Raw genomic sequence first — 16,661 nt, 5'->3', positions numbered from 1 at the left:
ATATTTCAAGCAGTTTATAAAAAATTTGTAGAAATCCATTGATTTTGTTATGTTTAATTACAAATGAGGTATGCTCTAAGAGGTCTCTACATAATAACCGATAAAAATCTCATACCCAGGGGTATGTTTTTAGAAACGGTGGAGAAGGCCCTGAGAGGGGGAGCAAGAATAGTACAACTTAGGGAGAAGAATTCCAGCCATGATGAAATTATAAGGCTGGGGAAAGGGCTTCTTCAGATTACAAGAAAGTACGATGTCCCTCTGATCATTAACGATTCTCCCTTCCTTACTAAAGAAATAGGCGCTGACGGTGTCCATCTGGGTAGGGATGACCCAGGCATACAGGAGGCCAGGAAGATCCTCGGCAGTGAGGCCATTATCGGTGCTTCCTGTTACGGTGAGATTGAGAGGGGCATCCAGGCGGAGAAAGAAGGCGCCGACTATGTCGCCTTTGGCACGCCTTTTTTCACCCCGACCAAACCGGAGAGAAAGGGTACTCCTTTTGAAGTACTCAGGGATGCAAGAGAAAAAATAACAAAGATTCCCATTTTTGCCATCGGCGGGATTAACTGGGAAAACGCCCCATCCGTGCTTGAGACCGGTGTTGACGGAATTGCGGTCATCACTGGCGTCTTTGGCTCACCCGACCCGGAGAGAGCAGCCAGACACCTGTCCAGTCTATTTGAAGCCATAAAGTAGGGGCGACATTTGGATCCCGGAACCTCCCTCTTGATCGCTACCCCCGATCCCGCCGGGTCGCCCCTACAACAATCGCATTTACTTCGAACTCCCGTCGCAAAAGTGGAAAGTGAAATCTAGCTCTTATTTCTTTGATTTTTATTGGAACACCTATGACCAGTTTTCCGAACGGCAGAAGGATTTATGAAGATTAGTCGCTCGTAGTTCAACCCTGAATAAACAGCGAGTTTATCAGGAAGGCCCTTAGCACATGTTCGAGAACTTTGCGTTATAAACACCGTATACACTGAGATTCTCAGAGACTGCATTATGTTCTTAAACTCGGTCAAAAATCAATCAAATGTCAAACCTGTCCAAAATAAGAGATTGATTCGCTGGGAACAGTTTATTATTTCATTAATCATTATCAGCGGATGTACATCCGCTCATTCCTTCCCCGATTTAATCGGGGATCGACTCAGGACAGGCTCTTAGTCTCATCGAAGGATGGGGTTTCTTGAGGAGTTCGCCCTTTATCGGCTTATCCGAGCATGTCTAAGCAGGGGGAAACAGAAGGGGTTGTTCATTTTCATTTACTCTCATCAAGGGCAAAGGAATTTACGCCAAAAATTCTCCTCTCCCCTTGCCGGAGAGGATTAAAGGTTGTCAGGACGGGAACCTGTTTTTAAAAAGCTGTTTTTATCTATCCAAAGTCCTTGTTTTACGAGTGTGAACAGTTGGTTTCTAATTATTTTGGACAGCAATGATCAAATGTTTAATATAAATATGCTCATCACGTAAAACCCATTTTATCCCTCCATCCCCCATAGTAAAATAGGGCTTTCTCTCTTCCTAATATCTGCGAGGCATAGGTTAGTCCAATTTCCGGGTCAAAGGGCATCATGTCTGAGCCAAAGACCATAGTGACACCTAACTGATCGAGCATCTTAATAGGATTCATCCTCTTCGCCCTTTCCTCCCCAAGCGCCTTTATGTAAGTCTCCATGAAAATCACGTTGAAATTAGGCTGGACACAAAGTGTGACATTCAAATCTTTGGCTCTTTTTGCCTGCTCTAAATCTATCATCTCCGCGTGCTCGATCCTGTGCCCCTTAAGTTTTATATCCGCTCTCTCGAAAGCGTCCAGGCAAACGTCGATTGCAGCATCTCCAATAGCATGAAGTGCAATTCTTAAATCTCTGCCCTCTAGCTCCTTTATTATGGATCCCAACTGCTCTTCCGTTTTTAGAAGAATCCCGTTTGAAGGCTTATCAATATACGGTTCCCTCAAGTAAGCGGTCCCGGCCCCGATCGAGCCGTCGACAAATGCTTTAACCCAGCCGAGCTTCAAACACTCGTCTTCAGCAAACTTATCGAAAAGGCTAAGTACATCTTCATAGTGATCGTAGTAGGGCATCAAGTTTACTTTGAGTTTTAGATTCCCCTCTTCCCTCAGTTTAAAATAGGTCTCGGCGATGTTAGCATCGACAAAGTCATGAACCTCTATAACACCTTTGGATATGGCTTCATGCTGAGCCCTTAATAGGGATGCCCCTATATCCCTTGGCTTTAAAATCGACGCAATGTTCCATAACACTTCCTCATAAACATAGCCCCTTTCCTGGTCAAATTTCCCCGAGGGCTCTATATCCAACTCATCCATGACTCTTTTATTTATCACCCCGACATGCGCATCTACTCTTATGAGAAGAATGGGAAAGGGGAATCTGTCTATGTCCGCCCTGGTTATCGATTCTCCAAGAGCCTCCTCGCTCCACCCCCAGGCAACTAGCGGCCTTACCGAAGAGCTTTCAATCATTTCCACGACATCCTTTTTATTCGCCGCTTTATCCAAGGGGATTCCTTTAAGCGCAAAAAACTCCAGATGGGTATGGGCATCTATAAACCTCATGACATAGATTATAGCTTATAAGAAAATCCGTTAGCGAAACCCTCGATAATTATTCATTCAGGTAAAATATCAGGCAAAAAATTCAAGGAGAAAAACAAAGTGCCTAAAATCCTGGTCCTTCCCGGAGACGGGATAGGTGTCGAAGTAACCAATGTCAGCCTGGATGTCCTCAACACCTTAGGGAAAAAATACAAAATTGAGTTTGTATTCGAGAGCGAGCTATTTGGCGGGGCCTCCATCGATGCACACGGTGTCCCGGTAACGAAAGAGGTACTCGAAAAAGCAAAAGCAGCAGATGCCGTACTTATGGGCGCTGTCGGCGGACCCCAGTGGGATAACCTTGAATACGGAATTAGACCGGAAAGAGGGCTTCTGGCCATAAGGAAAGAGCTAGACGCCTTTGCCAACCTGAGGCCGGCCGTAGTTTATTCGGCGCTTGCCGATGCATCATCACTCAAAAGGGAGATCGTCGACGGTGTGGACATCATGGTGGTGAGGGAGCTTACCGGAGGAATATACTTCGGTACTCCCCGCGGTGTCACGAAATTAGAAGACGGCCAGGAACAGGGTGTAAACACCCTTGTCTATACCACATCCGAGATCGAGAGGGTAGCCCGGGTAGCTTTTGATATAGCCAGGAAGAGGAGAAAGAGGCTGACTTCGATAGATAAAGCAAACGTGCTTGACTGTATGGAACTCTGGAGAAGAACCGTAGCCAGGGTGGGGAAAGAAGAATTTCCGGATGTCGAGCTTGAGCATCTATACGTGGATAACGCCGCCATGCAGCTCATTCGTAGGCCCAAGAGCTTTGACGTGATATTGGCTGACAATATGTTTGGAGACATATTGAGCGATGAAGCCGCACAACTAACCGGTTCACTGGGAATGTTACCTTCTGCCAGCATCGGACATAGAGGTGCAATTTACGAACCGGTTCACGGCAGCGCCCCGGATATTGCCGGGAAAGACATCGCCAATCCCATAGCTTCCGTTCTTACCTCGGCAATGATGCTCAAGTACACGCTTAATCTTGACCGAGCGGCAGAGGAGGTAGAAAATGCCGTCAAAAGGGTACTGGAAAAGGGCTACCGGACATCGGATATATACGAGGAAGGAACAAAAAAAGTAGGCTGTAAGGAGATGGGGACTTTGATAGTGGAGGAGATTGGGAAACTTTAGAGATTTAGTATTTATCGGATTGGATTCTTAGTATTTGAATTTTTATTTTGCCTTGTTTATCTTGGTATAACTGTCCTTCGACAGGCCTGTCCTGAAGTCGAAGGGCTCAGGGCGAACGGTATATAAATTAAGCCGTTCGTGGTGAGCCTGTCGAACCATGAACGGCGAGATTATACTGAGCAATAATGAATCAAAACTAAATTGGCCTAGGAGTAGTTATGCAGCCTTTTGCATAGATAAACTTGTATATATTTGGGAATTTTAGTTCGTATAATTAAGAGTTATGTGTGATTAGTATATCTGGTGACCGGTATATCGACGACAATGACTACGAACGATCAACACAGTGTGCGGATGAAAGAGCTCGTGCAATTTACTGCTTCATCATTGGAGACCGATTTTCCCTCACCGTTCGGGTGCGCAATTTACGATGAACGAAATGGCGTTCTTCTAGCACAAGCCTATGACACGGTGATGGAAATGTGCGACCCGACGAACCATGCGGAAATAAACGCCATCCGTGAGTCCACTCGAAAACTAAAACTGCTATCTCTTCGCGGCTGCACACTATATAGTACATGCGAGCCATGCCCGATGTGTATGTCGGCGTGTATTTGGGCTGAAGTTGACACGGTAGTATATGGAGCATCAACAATGGAGGATGCAAATCGGTACTGGCCGCAAGCGTCCGACATGTCGCCGCAAGAACTTCTATCTCGCATGCGCATCGAACCGAGGTGTAAACTAATACCCCATGTCGAGCGCTCCCTTTGCCAAGAACTGTTCATGCGATGCGATGAAGTGCGAAGGCAACGTGGCCTGAAGTTGCCCCCACACCGTTGAGTTAGAGGAGGTGTGGATAACCCAAAAACAAAAAAGCAAAAGCCTGACCCCGAGCCCACTAACCCTATAACCTCCGTTCTTACCTCAGTAATGATGCTCAAGTACCGCTCAATCTCCACCAGACAGTAGACGAAGTCAAGAATGTCGTCAAAAGGGTACTGGAAAAAGGCCACCGGACATCTGATATATACGTGGAAGGTACGAAGAAAGTAGGCTGCCGGGAGACGGGAGCATTGATTGTGGAGGAGGTAAGAAAGCAGTTCAGGTTTTCCATACCTTCCTATTGACTTGTAATTACATTCATATCTATGTATCAGTTAGAATGATAATTTGCGGTTTAACACCCTATATTTGGGAATTATGTTGCATTTTTTTGTAATCTAATTATTAGATAGGTGCCAGGTTCAAAATGGAGGTGAGAAGCTAGTGAGTACAAAAGATCCCTATGCAAGATGGAGTCTCCTACTTTCCAGCATAGCAATTCTTGTTTCTATCTTGAGCGCGTTTTTCGCTTGGCAACAGACTCGTTTGAGCGCTCGTGCTCTCAAGACTCATATCGATCCCCAGATTTCCTGCATACTACAGGGGGGACCTATGCGGGGCTTTTTCAATTTCATTCTAAAGAACGATGGCGATATTTCCGCGCATAATGTATCTGTCGATCATATTGAACTCCGATACGAAAAGCTAGAGAAGCGTGTTAGATTTTCCGGAGGTGACCTTAGCGATTTTAATCCCATAGGTAAGAGATGGATGTATGAACTTGAACTCTTACCCAATGACACGATGTCTGATGTGGTGGGAGAATTTATAGCACCAGTTGCAAATGATCCAAATCAGGTTGGCATCCTATATTTCGACGTATCGTATTATCGCGATACCGACGGCAGAAACTACCGAAAACGTTGTACTTATTATTATGATGATGGAAACATACTTACTGAGCCCCAGTTAAGACAAAAGGAATACTACCGCATACTAGCTGCTGAAGTTTCTCGACATCTCAGAGAAACTAAATCCTTGAACGATTGGTATTGGTATCAGCGACAATAACCCGGGAATAAAGAAAGTGAGAGGGTCAGACTTACATTATTGGCCCAACAGGGAATTGAAAAATATCGACTTTGCTCCCATTTAGAGACCAGGTTTAAGGAACTGAAAAAGTGAAGCTCATATGCAACTTTGCAGACATTAAAAATAAGTTTGATATTACTTCTAAAATGTGCTGGGGGGACTTCCGCTCTCCACTTACACCTTGTTATATACGGTAACCCGAAGATTAGTGTTACTGCCAAGCCCAGGTTATTCCCGTGGAAACTGGAATCTAACTCTTATATAGTAATATGGATACCCGATTAATACATTCGGGTATGACAGGATAGAAAGTGAGCAACTGTCAACCTGTAGAGACACATTGTGATTCGTTTTTACAATAGAACGCTGTTTTTCATTATTATCAATCACATTCAAGACCAGCAACCCGTATATCGGACTTTATTTCAAATCAAATGAAATGAACTGCTCGAACCTTGAATTTGATTCAAGGAAAGCGTTTGTGTTATATTGATCAGCAAGAGCGAATATAAAAATATCTTTGCATATTTCTCCGTATTAGGGTGATTATAAGAGAAAAACTTCGTATAATTATTAAGCGTTGTCACAATCACATACAAGGAAGAAGAAATGAGGGAAGAACTCATTCAGTCAGATCCATCAATCATGATGGGTAAACCGGTCATTGCTGGCACCCGCATTACCGTAGAACTCATTCTCGAGAAGTTGGCAGCCGGGGAGACAATTGAACAACTTCTAGAGGCACATCCCCGTTTGACCCGTGAAGCTATCCAGGCCGCGTTGGCCTTTGCCGCACATGCTTTACGTGCCGATGTCGTCTATCCCATAAAGCAGACCGGCACATGAATTTCTTAGCGGATGAGAGTGTTGATCAGTTTCGTTCTCACAACTCTCTTATCGCCGCCAGGGTTCTTTCGACTTCCGAAGGATTATTCAATAAGCCCGGGGCTAATCTAACATATCTTTCCTTGTATGTGCGGGGTGTGGTGGTGGCGATAATATGTCTATCTTCCAGCCGTCTCACCACCTCATACGGAGTGAACCCATTTACTTCAAAACAAACGATGCCTGCGGATAATTCTTCGGACATGGGAGTGTGTAAATTAACATTTCTGATGCTTCTCAACCCCTCTTTTAGCTGAGTGTTGAGTTGATGGATGCGTTTCTCAACCCGCTCTTTCCCGATTCTACTATGAAAATCAAAGGCCTCGTTGAGAGCCCAACGATGCTCGAATGAATGAAAGCCTCCCGGGGTCATTGTTTGACCGGGCGTGTCATTTCCGGAAAACGTGGGGATCGTAGCAACCACATTATTCCACGCGTCTTTTCTTCCCCATAATATCCCGGTCCCTCTCGGCCCAAAGAGCCATTTATGCGTGCCGGCGGCGAAAAAGTCGCAACCAAGCTCCTCTATATTTATGTCTTCGACTCCTAATCCGTGAACCCCGTCGATACAAAGAAGGATTCTATCATCATCCAATCTAGACCTATTGATGTCTGATATCATCTCTCCAATCTCTCTCACCGGTATCTTGAGCCCGGTGCTGGAATGAACCCAGGTGAGGGCAACAACCCTGGTCCGGGGGTTGATGGAACGGTAGATATTGTCCACTATCTCGTCTTTAGATGTGTTAAAGCTCCCGTTATGCAATCGTATTTTCCGAAATGACGCGCCGGTCCTGAGCGCCCTCAAACGAAGAGACTCAAGTGTAGAATAGTACTCGTGCTCGGTCGTCAGGATCTCCTGGTCCGCTCTGACCTTTATCCCCGTGTATAAAAGGCCAAGCCCCATGGTGGTGCTGTCTGTCAGCGCAATCTGAGAATAATCGGTGTCAAGATAAGAAGCCGCAGAGAGCCTTACCCTTTCTTCGGCTACCCCGGCATTCTGGCGATAATATCGAACCGGGTTTTCGTCCAAATCCCGCCGGTACCTTTCAATCGCTTCCCTTACCGGTTTTGGATGGGAAGCTAAGAGAAAACAAGACATGTGCACATAGTCCCAATCAAGGTCAAACTGCCTCCTGACTTGCTCCCAGTCATCTTCGTAAACGGCCGGGCCAAGGGGTCTCTTTGCGCAGGAAAAATGGGCCAGCAAAACTGCTCCACCGGCTATTCCGATTGAATTAATAAACTTTCTACGGCTTATAATCATGTAATTCTCCCCCAAAGAAGATTTGCCTTGTTTCTAATAGTAATAGTTTAAAAAATATTTGAAATTGTTCGAAAGGTTAGTGGTCAGGCTTGATTGCATTTCTGACTTATCCATGTTTTGTAAGAACGCATATATGCGTTCCCTACAACTACAATAATCGGCAAATTACATGTGGCATACTAAGCATAACTGCCAAGCCTGAGTCATTCCCGTGGAAACGGGAATCCAGTTTTAAAAAAAATGGATCCCCGATCGATCCTCCTGTTTAACCGGAAGACGGGGATGACATGCGAAGTGGATACCCGACTGATCCCCCGGTTTAACCGGGGACGGGTATAGCAATATAAGATAGAGAGTTGGCAACTAGCAACAAGTAAAGACGCATTTACTTGGGCAAACCATCAGCCTTAATGATAAGTTATATTGTAAGGAACGCAGATCTGCGTTCCTTACATTTCTTACTTAAACCGGGGAGTTAAAAGATATCGGCTTCGTTCACGTAATGAATCAGGTTACAAGGAACTAAAAAAATCAACTCCTCATTCTACCTTCATTGCCAAATACAACGTATTGTCCCCCCTTTTTACCAGAAAAAGAGCGGGTTGTCCCTTCTGTAACTCATCCATTACATTTTTATAATCATTCAAGCCCTGAATTGTCTGTCTATTTATCTCCAAAACTATATCGCCAGCCCTGAAGCCCGATTCAAATGCTATGCTCCCCGGCGAAACGCTGGTGACGATAACACCCTTCTGCTCGCCTAGATTAAAACGCCTGGCAATAAGGGGATTAATTTCCTCGACCGACAACCCCAGTTTTTCCTCCGCTCCCCCTTCTTCAGTTTGTTCACGCTGAGCACCGATGTTCTCGGGAAGCTCTCCGATCGTCACTGTAATCTCCTTTTCCTCTCCGTCTCTTATCAACTTTATTTTCTCTTCCGTACCCGGCGCAGTGAGCGCTATCCTGCCGGTAAGCTCGGAAATGCTCTCCACCTTATTCCCGTTTATCTCGGTTATAACGTCCCCTCTTTGTATCCCGGCCTTTTCTGCAGGACTGTTCGGAGTTACATCGGAGACCAGCGCCCCCTTAACCCCTTTTAGTTTCATGCTTTCGGCAATCTCGGGCGTCACTTGCTGGACCAATACACCCAGCCATCCGCGCACCACTTTACCCTTGTCCTTTATCTGCTCGACGATTTGACGGGCCATGTTGATGGGTATGGCAAACCCTATCCCCTGGCCTCCCGCCGCTACCGCCGTGTTTACGCCGACCACCTGCCCCTCCAGGTTGAAAAGGGGCCCGCCGCTATTCCCGGGATTGATTGGGGCGTCTGTTTGAATGAAATCATCATAGTTGCCGAAGCCGAGCACCCTTCCCTTCGCGCTGACTATACCCGCCGTAACTGTGTGGCCCAGTCCAAACGGGTTCCCTATGGCTATGACCCAATCGCCGATCGCCAGCTTATCCGAATTCCCGAATGTGACCGCCGGAAGCTTCCCCTTGGGCTCAATCTTAAGAAGGGCCATGTCGGTCTTTGGGTCCTTTCCTATTACTTTGGCTTGATATTTATCGCCGCCCTCGAGGACTACCTGTATATCTTCCGCCTTATCGACAACGTGATTATTGGTCACTACGTATCCGTCCTCGCTTATTATAAAACCCGACCCCAGTCCTCGTTGTCTGAACTCCTGCTGGGGAAGCTCTCCTCCAAAGAATTTCTCAAAGAATTCTCCAAAAGGATCATTTTCCCCAAAAGGAGACCTGAACGAAAAACCCCTTCGTTGAACCACATTCGTCGTGCTGATATTAACGACCGAAGGCTTGAGCCTATCAACCAGCGCCGCAAACGAGGGAAGCCCTTCTACTTTGCTCTCCTTCGGTATCTCCTTTGTTGCTTCCGCACTTTCTTTCCTTTGCTTGGTTATGGGTTTTTCCTGAATTCTCTCGCACGCTGTCAATGCTAAAGAGAGAAGTAAGACAACGATAATAACCGAAGATAAAAGGCGTTTCATGACTACCTCCTTGAACTCTTCCATACTTAGTAGAACAAGGTCGAAACCTCGACCAAACCACGTCAAGTTTTAAGTTAAACCCTTTTCCTTTTCTTTCAAGTCCTTAATTATTTTAGGCTTAAGCCCTTAGCCTAGCAATAGAAAGACCTTTTGTACTTCCTATTTTAAGCGAACACCCAACACAAGAAGATAGCCACTTCAGTTTTAGGCCCATTTCCTATATATGGTTTATTTTACACTACTGCTCAGAACCTCTCCCCCCACGCCATGTTTACCGTATTCCATGAGTGATCCTAACACTAACACATTAATAGAGGGAGTCCCCTGTATGGTCCTGGAGGTAAAAGTTAGGGGACTCCCTGGAGGTACGTAGAGCTCTAAATCTCATTTATTATCGAGTCCCTATAGGTTTCATAAGCCCCAATCCAGTCGATAGTAGGAAACCCCAAGGCTAATAGCAATCCATGCCAAAGGGGCTCTAATTGCTCCCGGCAATCCCTGACGTCCTGAATGTAACTATCCGGATTGTCCTGCCATGACCTAAACTTACAGTATACGAGCCCCAGCTTTCTCTTCACTATCGGTGAACTAAAATCCCAGTTGTAAAACCCGCCCACCGGGAAAAACAGCTTGAAGAAGAACAACTGCTTTATAATCTCCTTATGTCCTTCCCGGCCGTTAAGAGCAAGGGAGCCCGTCCTCACCCAGCTATATCCGCTACCGAAGGTCTGGGCAAGGCCATCCTCAAGCCCCAATCTCTCTCCGGCCTTCGACGCTAGCACGGTGAAAACAAAAGCCGCTTCCTGGGTGAAGTAGCCATGCCTGGGTAATTTCTTCTCCATCTCCATCAAATTCCGGAAAAGTGGCAAATCCTGGTGCAGCGGAGTGGAAGCGCCCTCCATGTATTTTTTTGAATCGAATTCGCCGATATCGCCGCATTCTTGGAGAGAAGTCCTGATGTTTTCCCATTCTCTTTGCTCAATTTTAAGTATTTTTAGTATTTCCATCTGATTTTCCTCCTTTTACTAATTGACCAAACCTGAGCCTTAGTATTAAGCCTCAAACATAGTAAATAGACTTCAGATTTGCGTGCATATCATGAAAACAGACTAGGTTGGAACCTATATGCCCGCGTGGGCCTATAAAGTGAAAGGGGGAGACCTCAAAGGGAATGAAGCATAGAATGAAAGAAGAGAGGGATTTACCGAGTCAAAAAACGTAAATTTATTTGGATTATTGAAATAGGTTTTTCCTATACCGGCAGTGGTCGTCGTGGAGCGTTCGTGAAAAACCTTGGTGCTAACCGAGGCACGGCTGTAATTCTCGTATACCGGGTATTGTTCTTCTGTAGAATCATCTAAAATTTGGTAAGCATCTATCGCAAGGTTTAGAGGGGCTTCCTGGAAATTCCAGGACGAAAGGGTCAAGTCTAAGGCTCCAAGACCCATTACCGCGGTCAGGATGCAAATACCCTTTCTGACCGCTTTAAATCTCCCTAACCCGAAAATCCTTTGCTTTACGCTCTTTGCTTTAACATCCATCCCATCTAATCAATAAACGGCAAGCCTGAATTGCTAAGTGTTAAAGTTAAATTTATTGATAAAAGTAAAGTATATTACTTAAATGTCAAGGGATATTTTTTGCATAATCACATTTGTAGTGAGACAGGGAATACAACTACCCGTATATACGACGATTAGGATTGAAAAGCGTCAGAATTTTAGTTTTTTTAGGTACTAGCGAGAATACCTATTATACAGCACCAGAAATACCGCATCCCCCTGTTCCTTGCTCCTGTAAAAATCCTGGACGTACCCGTTTACTTCAAAGCCGTGTTTCAGGTAAAGAATGATGGCATTCGTGTTTCCGGCCTCGACATCGATAAAAACCTTTTTGGATTTTATCTCTCTCGACCTCCTGATCATTCGTTTCAAAAGCTGAGAACCGTATCCCCGGTGCCTATGGTTCTCGTCTATGTATAAACTGTCGATGTAGAGGGAGTTATTCCACCTCTGCCATTCCGCCGAGATGAAACCGACAACCTCTCCGCCTTCCTCGGCGACGTAAATGAAGTGATCCTCCTCGTCGATCTGCTTCTCTATCTCGTCTTCGATTATTTCTATGCTTTCAGCCGATTCCTGTTTCTCTATCCTAGCGCATGTTTTGACATCCCTTTTATTGGCCTCTCTTACTATCATTAACCGTGCCTCTATAATCAACAAACAAAGCTAATTTAACATCCTGAGTTGGATTATCAACCTTTTTTCCGGGGGGTGGATTAGGCTGTAGTGTAGGGGCACGCTGCAGCGTGCCCCTACACTCACATAATATGCAGGCTTTTTTCAACACCGTCCCGAGTTTCAAAGCATTGACAGTAGGTTCCATTTTTAGTACCTTTCTAAAACTCTAAACAAGGGCGGGGTGTTGAAGTGGAGAAGAAGGTAGGCGAGGAGCTTTACCGGCTTGTGGCAATCAGGAGTGAAAGCGGCCAGGAGCAAGAAATCCTCACTTACTTGGAGCACCGCCTTAAAGCGATTGGATTCACCCCTTTTCGGCAGAAGGTCCTAGACAACAGATATAACCTAATCTGGACCGCCGGTCCGTACCCCAAGGTACTCTTTTCAGCCCACGTTGACACCGTTCCGGCATTCGGGCACCTCGAGCTCTACTCCCCAAAAATACAGGACGGGCGGCTTTACGGACGGGGAAGCGTGGACACCAAGGCCGGTATAGCCGCACTTATCTTGGCTTTGGAAACTGCCCATGAAAGCGGTATTAAGGTGAACGACTGTGCCTTTGCCCTCACCGTAGACGAGGAACAGGAGGGTCTGGGGTCAAAGCTGCTCCCGGAAGTAATTAAGGCCGAAGGGGCCATAGTTTTCGAGCCCACCGAGCTTATCATCTGCCCGATAGAAGCTGGCTCGATCGAGGTGAGGATAGAGCTAACCGGAACCCCGGCGCACGGGGGCGACTTTGAGTCGGGGGATAACCCGATCATGAATGCCATTTCCCTGGTCGATTCCTTCAAAGGGCTCAGCTTCGTCAAAGATTACCATCCGTTAATAGGCGAAGGCGGCTTTAACATCATGGAAATCAGGGGAGGGGGAAATGCTCTCATTGTCCCTCACAAATGCGAGCTTTTTGTTGATTTCAGGGTTCTCCCCGGACGGGATGTGGAAGATGCCAAGAGGGAACTTATACAACTATTGGATGAAAACAGAGCGAGCTGGCAACTGGTGGACATAGACCCACCATTTGAATTGGAAAAAGACGAGCCGATAGTTCGGGTCGTGGAGCAGTCTTATAAAAAGGCGCTGGGTAAAAGCCCGGAATTTGGCGCTATCAAGAGTTGGACCGATGCCGGGAATCTTGTTTCCGGCGGCATTCCCAGCGTCGTTTTCGGGCCAGGAAAACTCGCCGTTGCACATACCCCTTATGAGCATGTAGATTTAAACGAGGTGGTGGCCATGACAAAAGTTTTATTTGAAATTATCAGGCTGGTATCGAATAGATGATTTATTTGTATTTTGTAGTTATCAAACTTGTCTATAATAGAGATTGCTTCGCTACGCTCGCAATGACATGCAAAGAAGGCAGTATTTAGCGAGAAACTGCACCCACTTCGGTCATTGCCAGGGAGTGAAAAGACCGAAGCAATCTCGTTTGTAGAAGCTGTGTTATCAAGACTTTCATACGTAAAAGATCAGGACAGAATTTCCCTAACAAACATAAATAAGGCGACCCGATTTTAAAAAGGCATTTTTAACGTTTAAAGGCCTTGTTTGGTGAGGGTTATCTATTAGTTTCTAATTATTTTGGACAGCAGGATATATATATCAAAATTGAAAACCTCTAAGGGTAGTCTCGACCGGTTTAAACCTTAAACCTCTCTAACCTCTTTCAGCTTTCTTATAAACTCTTTTATCTCGCTTGCTTTCACCTTCATGCTCACCCGATTCACAACCAGTCGGGCTGTAATATCGGCGATTGTCTCTATCACCACCAGCTTGTTTTTCTTGAGCGTCTCACCGGTCGCAGTTAAGTCCACTATAACATCCGAAAGCCCAACCAGGGGAGCGAGCTCCACTGACCCATACAGCTTCACTACCTCGGCGCTAATCCCCTTTCTGGCAAAGTGCTCGTGCGCGATTCTTGGGTATTTGGTCGCTACCCGGAGTATCCTGGTCGAGTAAAAATCAAACCCCTTTCTTGCGGCGACGACTAATTTACATTTACCAATATGGAGGTTCAAAGGCTCGTATAAATCATGTTTCTCCTCGATAAGTGTATCCTTACCCACGATCCCGCAATCGGCAGCCCCGTATTCAACGTATGCGGGCACGTCGGTGGGACGTATGATGAGAGCCTTGATTCCGTCCTCCGGATACTCGAAGATGAGTCTCCTCGAATCGTTCAATATTTCGCCGACGGAAAAGCCCGCTTTTTTCAGAAGCAAGGAAGCTTCGTTTAGAAGCCTCCCCCGCGCTATTGCCACAGTTATCACTCTTCTTCCCTCCAAATACTTGCACCGGCCATCTCCAGTTTTTTATCGAGTTTATCATATCCCCTATCCAGGTGATAAACCCTGGATATCTGTGTTTTCCCCTGGGCCGCCAGTCCGGCCAAGACCAATGAAGCGCTCGCCCGGAGGTCGCTGGCCATTATCGGGGCTCCGCTGAGATAGGGAACCCCTCTTACCACCGCGCTGTTGCCCACCAGTTTTATATCCGCTCCCATTCTCCTTAGCTCTCCGGCGTGCATGAACCTCTGCTGGAATATGTTTTCAGATATAACACTCAGACCCTCCGCTATACTCATAAGGGTCATCATCTGTGCCTGCATATCCGTAGGAAATCCGGGGTAGGGAAGTGTGGTTATATCGACGCTCCTTATTCTATCACTGCCCCTGACCCTTATGCCTCCGTTCACTCTCGAAACCTCCGCCCCTACTTCGAGCAATTTCCCGATTACAGCGCCGACATTTTCAAACCGGCAATTTTTTATCAACAGGTCGCCCTGAGTGATGGCCGAGGCTACCATGAACGTCCCAGTTTCGATTCTGTCGGGCATGACCTCGTGTCCCTCCACCGGACGAAGCCTCTCCACCCCTCGAATGGTGATGATATCCGTACCGGCCCCCTGGATTTGTGCACCCATCTTGTTGAGCACGTTGGCAAGTTCGGTAACCTCAGGCTCACAGGCGGCGTTGAGCAACACCGTTTCACCCTCAGCCAGCACCGCAGCAAGCATTATGTTCTCTGTGCCGGTAACTGTGGAGATGTCGAAGGGAACGATGTTCCCACGGAGTTTACCGACGCTGGTTTCTACATATCCCTCGTCAATTTGAATATTTGCTCCAAGTATGCCCAGGCCCTTCAAGTGCTGGTCGATAGGCCTCTCTCCGATTGCGCATCCCCCGGGAAGGGATACCCTGGAGCGGCCAAACCGGGCCGTAAGAGGGCCCAGAACAAGCACGGAAGCGCGCATCGTTTTTACCAGTTCATAAGGGGCGACCAGATTATCGAGACGGGTTGTATCGATGGAAAGTACACCGTTTTCATATTCCACCTCTGCCCCTAAGATTTTGAGAAGCTTGGACATCGTCCTGACGTCGGCCAGGTCCGGTACGTTCGTAAAGGTATTCCTACCTTCCGTAAGAATGCATGCGGCCATTAGCGGAAGTACGGCGTTCTTTGCGCCGCTCACGGTTACTTCCCCTACAAGCCTCCTTCCGCCCTCGACTATTATCTTATCCATTTTCCTTTTATAACCCTCTCTATGCCTGACAGGTCTTTTGTCAAAGAAATGTCCTTGAATCCAGCCTCAGCGAACATCTCTATTACTCTATCAGATTGGTTTACCCCAACCTCGATGATACACCAGCCATCCTTCTTCAATGCTCTTTTTGACTGAAGGATGATTTCCTTTATGTACTCTATCCCCTCCTCACCGCCGAGAAGAGAGAGCTTAGGCTCATAATCCCTCACGTCCCGGTCAAGGCTATCGTAATCAGTTCTCTTAACATAGGGCGGATTGGAGACAACCAAATCAAAGGACTCGTCCTTAAAGCAGCCTAAAAGGTGAGCACAAATAAACGAAATCCATTCAGAAACGCCATGCCTTTTTGCGTTTTTCCTGGCGATCAAAATTGCTTCATAAGAAATATCGGTAGCAAATATACTGGCGTCCTGGCGCTCGGACCCTAGGGTTACCGCAATACAGCCGCTTCCGGTACCTACATCGATTATCGAAGGGGAAGTAAAATTCTCTAGAATTTTTAACGCCTCTTCCACCAGAACCTCCGTTTCCGGCCTAGGAATTAACACATCGGGTGTCACCAAAAAAGACCTTGAATAAAATTCCTTTTCACCCAGTATATAGGCCATCGGTTCCCTTTTTATCCTTCTTTCCAGCAATCGGTTGAATTCCTCGACCTCTTCCGGCCCGAATTCTCTTTCCGGATGGGAATAGATGTCTTTTACTTCAATGCTCAAAGCCTTAGCCAGAAGTAAAAACGCCTCCAGTTCCGGATTCTCTATACCCGATTGTCTAATTACCTCTTTTCCCTGATTATATAACTCCCTCAAAGACACACCCTTTCTATATTTCATAAACTTAATTTGAAGTAGGAATGATTTTATTCAGTCTCCCGGCGGTTTTCAAGTTTCCGTATGAGCATGAATAGCTAGGGGCGGCCCGGCGGGGCGCCCCTACTACATAATCGTTGTGAAGAAGCCAAACAGGAGCTTGTCATTCCCGCGGAAGCGGGAATCCAGAACTAGATAGGGCCCGCAATACAGCATAATTCATG

The 16,661-nt window shown here is 46.4% G+C and carries 15 protein-coding genes; 6 read left to right on the top strand and 9 right to left on the bottom strand.

Annotated elements, in window-relative coordinates; genetic code table 11:
- Window positions 1-63 precede the first annotated feature (63 nt).
- Window positions 64-699 carry a thiamine phosphate synthase gene (gene thiE / locus VNN20_12360; GenBank protein HWP92977.1) on the top strand — a complete coding sequence of 212 codons (636 nt, stop codon included), beginning with the start codon at window positions 64-66 and terminating at the stop codon, window positions 697-699.
- A gap of 772 nt (window positions 700-1,471) precedes the next feature.
- Here thiE and VNN20_12355 read toward each other — a convergent pair.
- Window positions 1,472-2,590, bottom strand: coding sequence for an amidohydrolase family protein (locus tag VNN20_12355; protein HWP92976.1), 1,119 nt, complete (start codon window positions 2,588-2,590; stop codon window positions 1,472-1,474).
- A 99-nt stretch (window positions 2,591-2,689) separates the two neighbouring features.
- Between VNN20_12355 and leuB the strand changes: the two genes are divergently transcribed.
- From leuB to VNN20_12335, 4 genes are all read left to right on the top strand, one after another.
- Window positions 2,690-3,769, top strand: a complete 1,080-nt coding sequence (gene leuB, locus VNN20_12350) for a 3-isopropylmalate dehydrogenase (protein ID HWP92975.1) — start codon at window positions 2,690-2,692, stop codon at window positions 3,767-3,769.
- A gap of 324 nt (window positions 3,770-4,093) precedes the next feature.
- Window positions 4,094-4,612 carry a nucleoside deaminase gene (locus VNN20_12345; GenBank protein HWP92974.1) on the top strand — a complete coding sequence of 173 codons (519 nt, stop codon included), beginning with the start codon at window positions 4,094-4,096 and terminating at the stop codon, window positions 4,610-4,612.
- 594 nt (window positions 4,613-5,206) lie between these two features.
- Window positions 5,207-5,665, top strand: coding sequence for a hypothetical protein (locus tag VNN20_12340; protein HWP92973.1), 459 nt, complete (start codon window positions 5,207-5,209; stop codon window positions 5,663-5,665).
- A 630-nt stretch (window positions 5,666-6,295) separates the two neighbouring features.
- Window positions 6,296-6,532: a DUF433 domain-containing protein gene (locus VNN20_12335; protein ID HWP92972.1), complete on the top strand. Its 237-nt coding sequence runs from the start codon at window positions 6,296-6,298 to the stop codon at window positions 6,530-6,532.
- 37 nt (window positions 6,533-6,569) lie between these two features.
- On the opposite strand, the gene VNN20_12330 is transcribed toward VNN20_12335, so the two are convergent.
- From VNN20_12330 to VNN20_12310, 5 genes are all read right to left on the bottom strand, one after another.
- Window positions 6,570-7,838, bottom strand: a complete 1,269-nt coding sequence (locus VNN20_12330) for an aminotransferase class V-fold PLP-dependent enzyme (GenBank protein HWP92971.1) — start codon at window positions 7,836-7,838, stop codon at window positions 6,570-6,572.
- 539 nt (window positions 7,839-8,377) lie between these two features.
- Complete coding sequence (locus VNN20_12325) at window positions 8,378-9,850, bottom strand: DegQ family serine endoprotease (protein HWP92970.1); 1,473 nt, start codon at window positions 9,848-9,850, stop codon at window positions 8,378-8,380.
- Window positions 9,851-10,227: 377 nt separating this feature from the next.
- Complete coding sequence (locus tag VNN20_12320) at window positions 10,228-10,857, bottom strand: hypothetical protein (GenBank protein ID HWP92969.1); 630 nt, start codon at window positions 10,855-10,857, stop codon at window positions 10,228-10,230.
- A 132-nt stretch (window positions 10,858-10,989) separates the two neighbouring features.
- A complete protein-coding gene (locus tag VNN20_12315; GenBank protein ID HWP92968.1) occupies window positions 10,990-11,391 on the bottom strand; it encodes a hypothetical protein in 402 nt (133 codons plus the stop codon).
- Window positions 11,392-11,586: 195 nt separating this feature from the next.
- Window positions 11,587-12,048 (bottom strand): GNAT family N-acetyltransferase, encoded by a 462-nt coding sequence (locus tag VNN20_12310; protein ID HWP92967.1) that lies wholly within the window; start codon window positions 12,046-12,048, stop codon window positions 11,587-11,589.
- Window positions 12,049-12,279: 231 nt separating this feature from the next.
- On the opposite strand from VNN20_12310, the gene VNN20_12305 reads away from it, so the two are divergent.
- Window positions 12,280-13,365 carry a M20/M25/M40 family metallo-hydrolase gene (locus VNN20_12305; GenBank protein ID HWP92966.1) on the top strand — a complete coding sequence of 362 codons (1,086 nt, stop codon included), beginning with the start codon at window positions 12,280-12,282 and terminating at the stop codon, window positions 13,363-13,365.
- Window positions 13,366-13,730: 365 nt separating this feature from the next.
- On the opposite strand, the gene hisG is transcribed toward VNN20_12305, so the two are convergent.
- The 3 genes from hisG to prmC are packed head-to-tail and all read right to left on the bottom strand — an operon-like array spanning window position 13,731 to window position 16,437.
- On the bottom strand, window positions 13,731-14,354 hold the full coding sequence (gene hisG / locus VNN20_12300; protein HWP92965.1) for an ATP phosphoribosyltransferase: 624 nt from the start codon (window positions 14,352-14,354) through the stop codon (window positions 13,731-13,733).
- On the bottom strand, window positions 14,351-15,607 hold the full coding sequence (murA, locus tag VNN20_12295; protein HWP92964.1) for a UDP-N-acetylglucosamine 1-carboxyvinyltransferase: 1,257 nt from the start codon (window positions 15,605-15,607) through the stop codon (window positions 14,351-14,353). Before murA ends, hisG begins: the two co-directional genes overlap by 4 nt.
- The gene (gene prmC / locus VNN20_12290) at window positions 15,595-16,437 is read right to left on the bottom strand and encodes a peptide chain release factor N(5)-glutamine methyltransferase (protein HWP92963.1); all 843 of its coding nucleotides are present in this window, start codon (window positions 16,435-16,437) and stop codon (window positions 15,595-15,597) included. The genes murA and prmC overlap by 13 nt, the downstream gene beginning before the upstream one ends.
- Window positions 16,438-16,661 lie beyond the last annotated feature (224 nt).

Source organism: Thermodesulfobacteriota bacterium, assembly GCA_035559815.1.
In the GTDB taxonomy this organism is placed as follows: domain Bacteria; phylum Desulfobacterota_D; class UBA1144; order Nemesobacterales; family CSP1-2; genus DATMAT01.
This window is presented reverse-complemented; position numbering and strand designations above follow the sequence as displayed.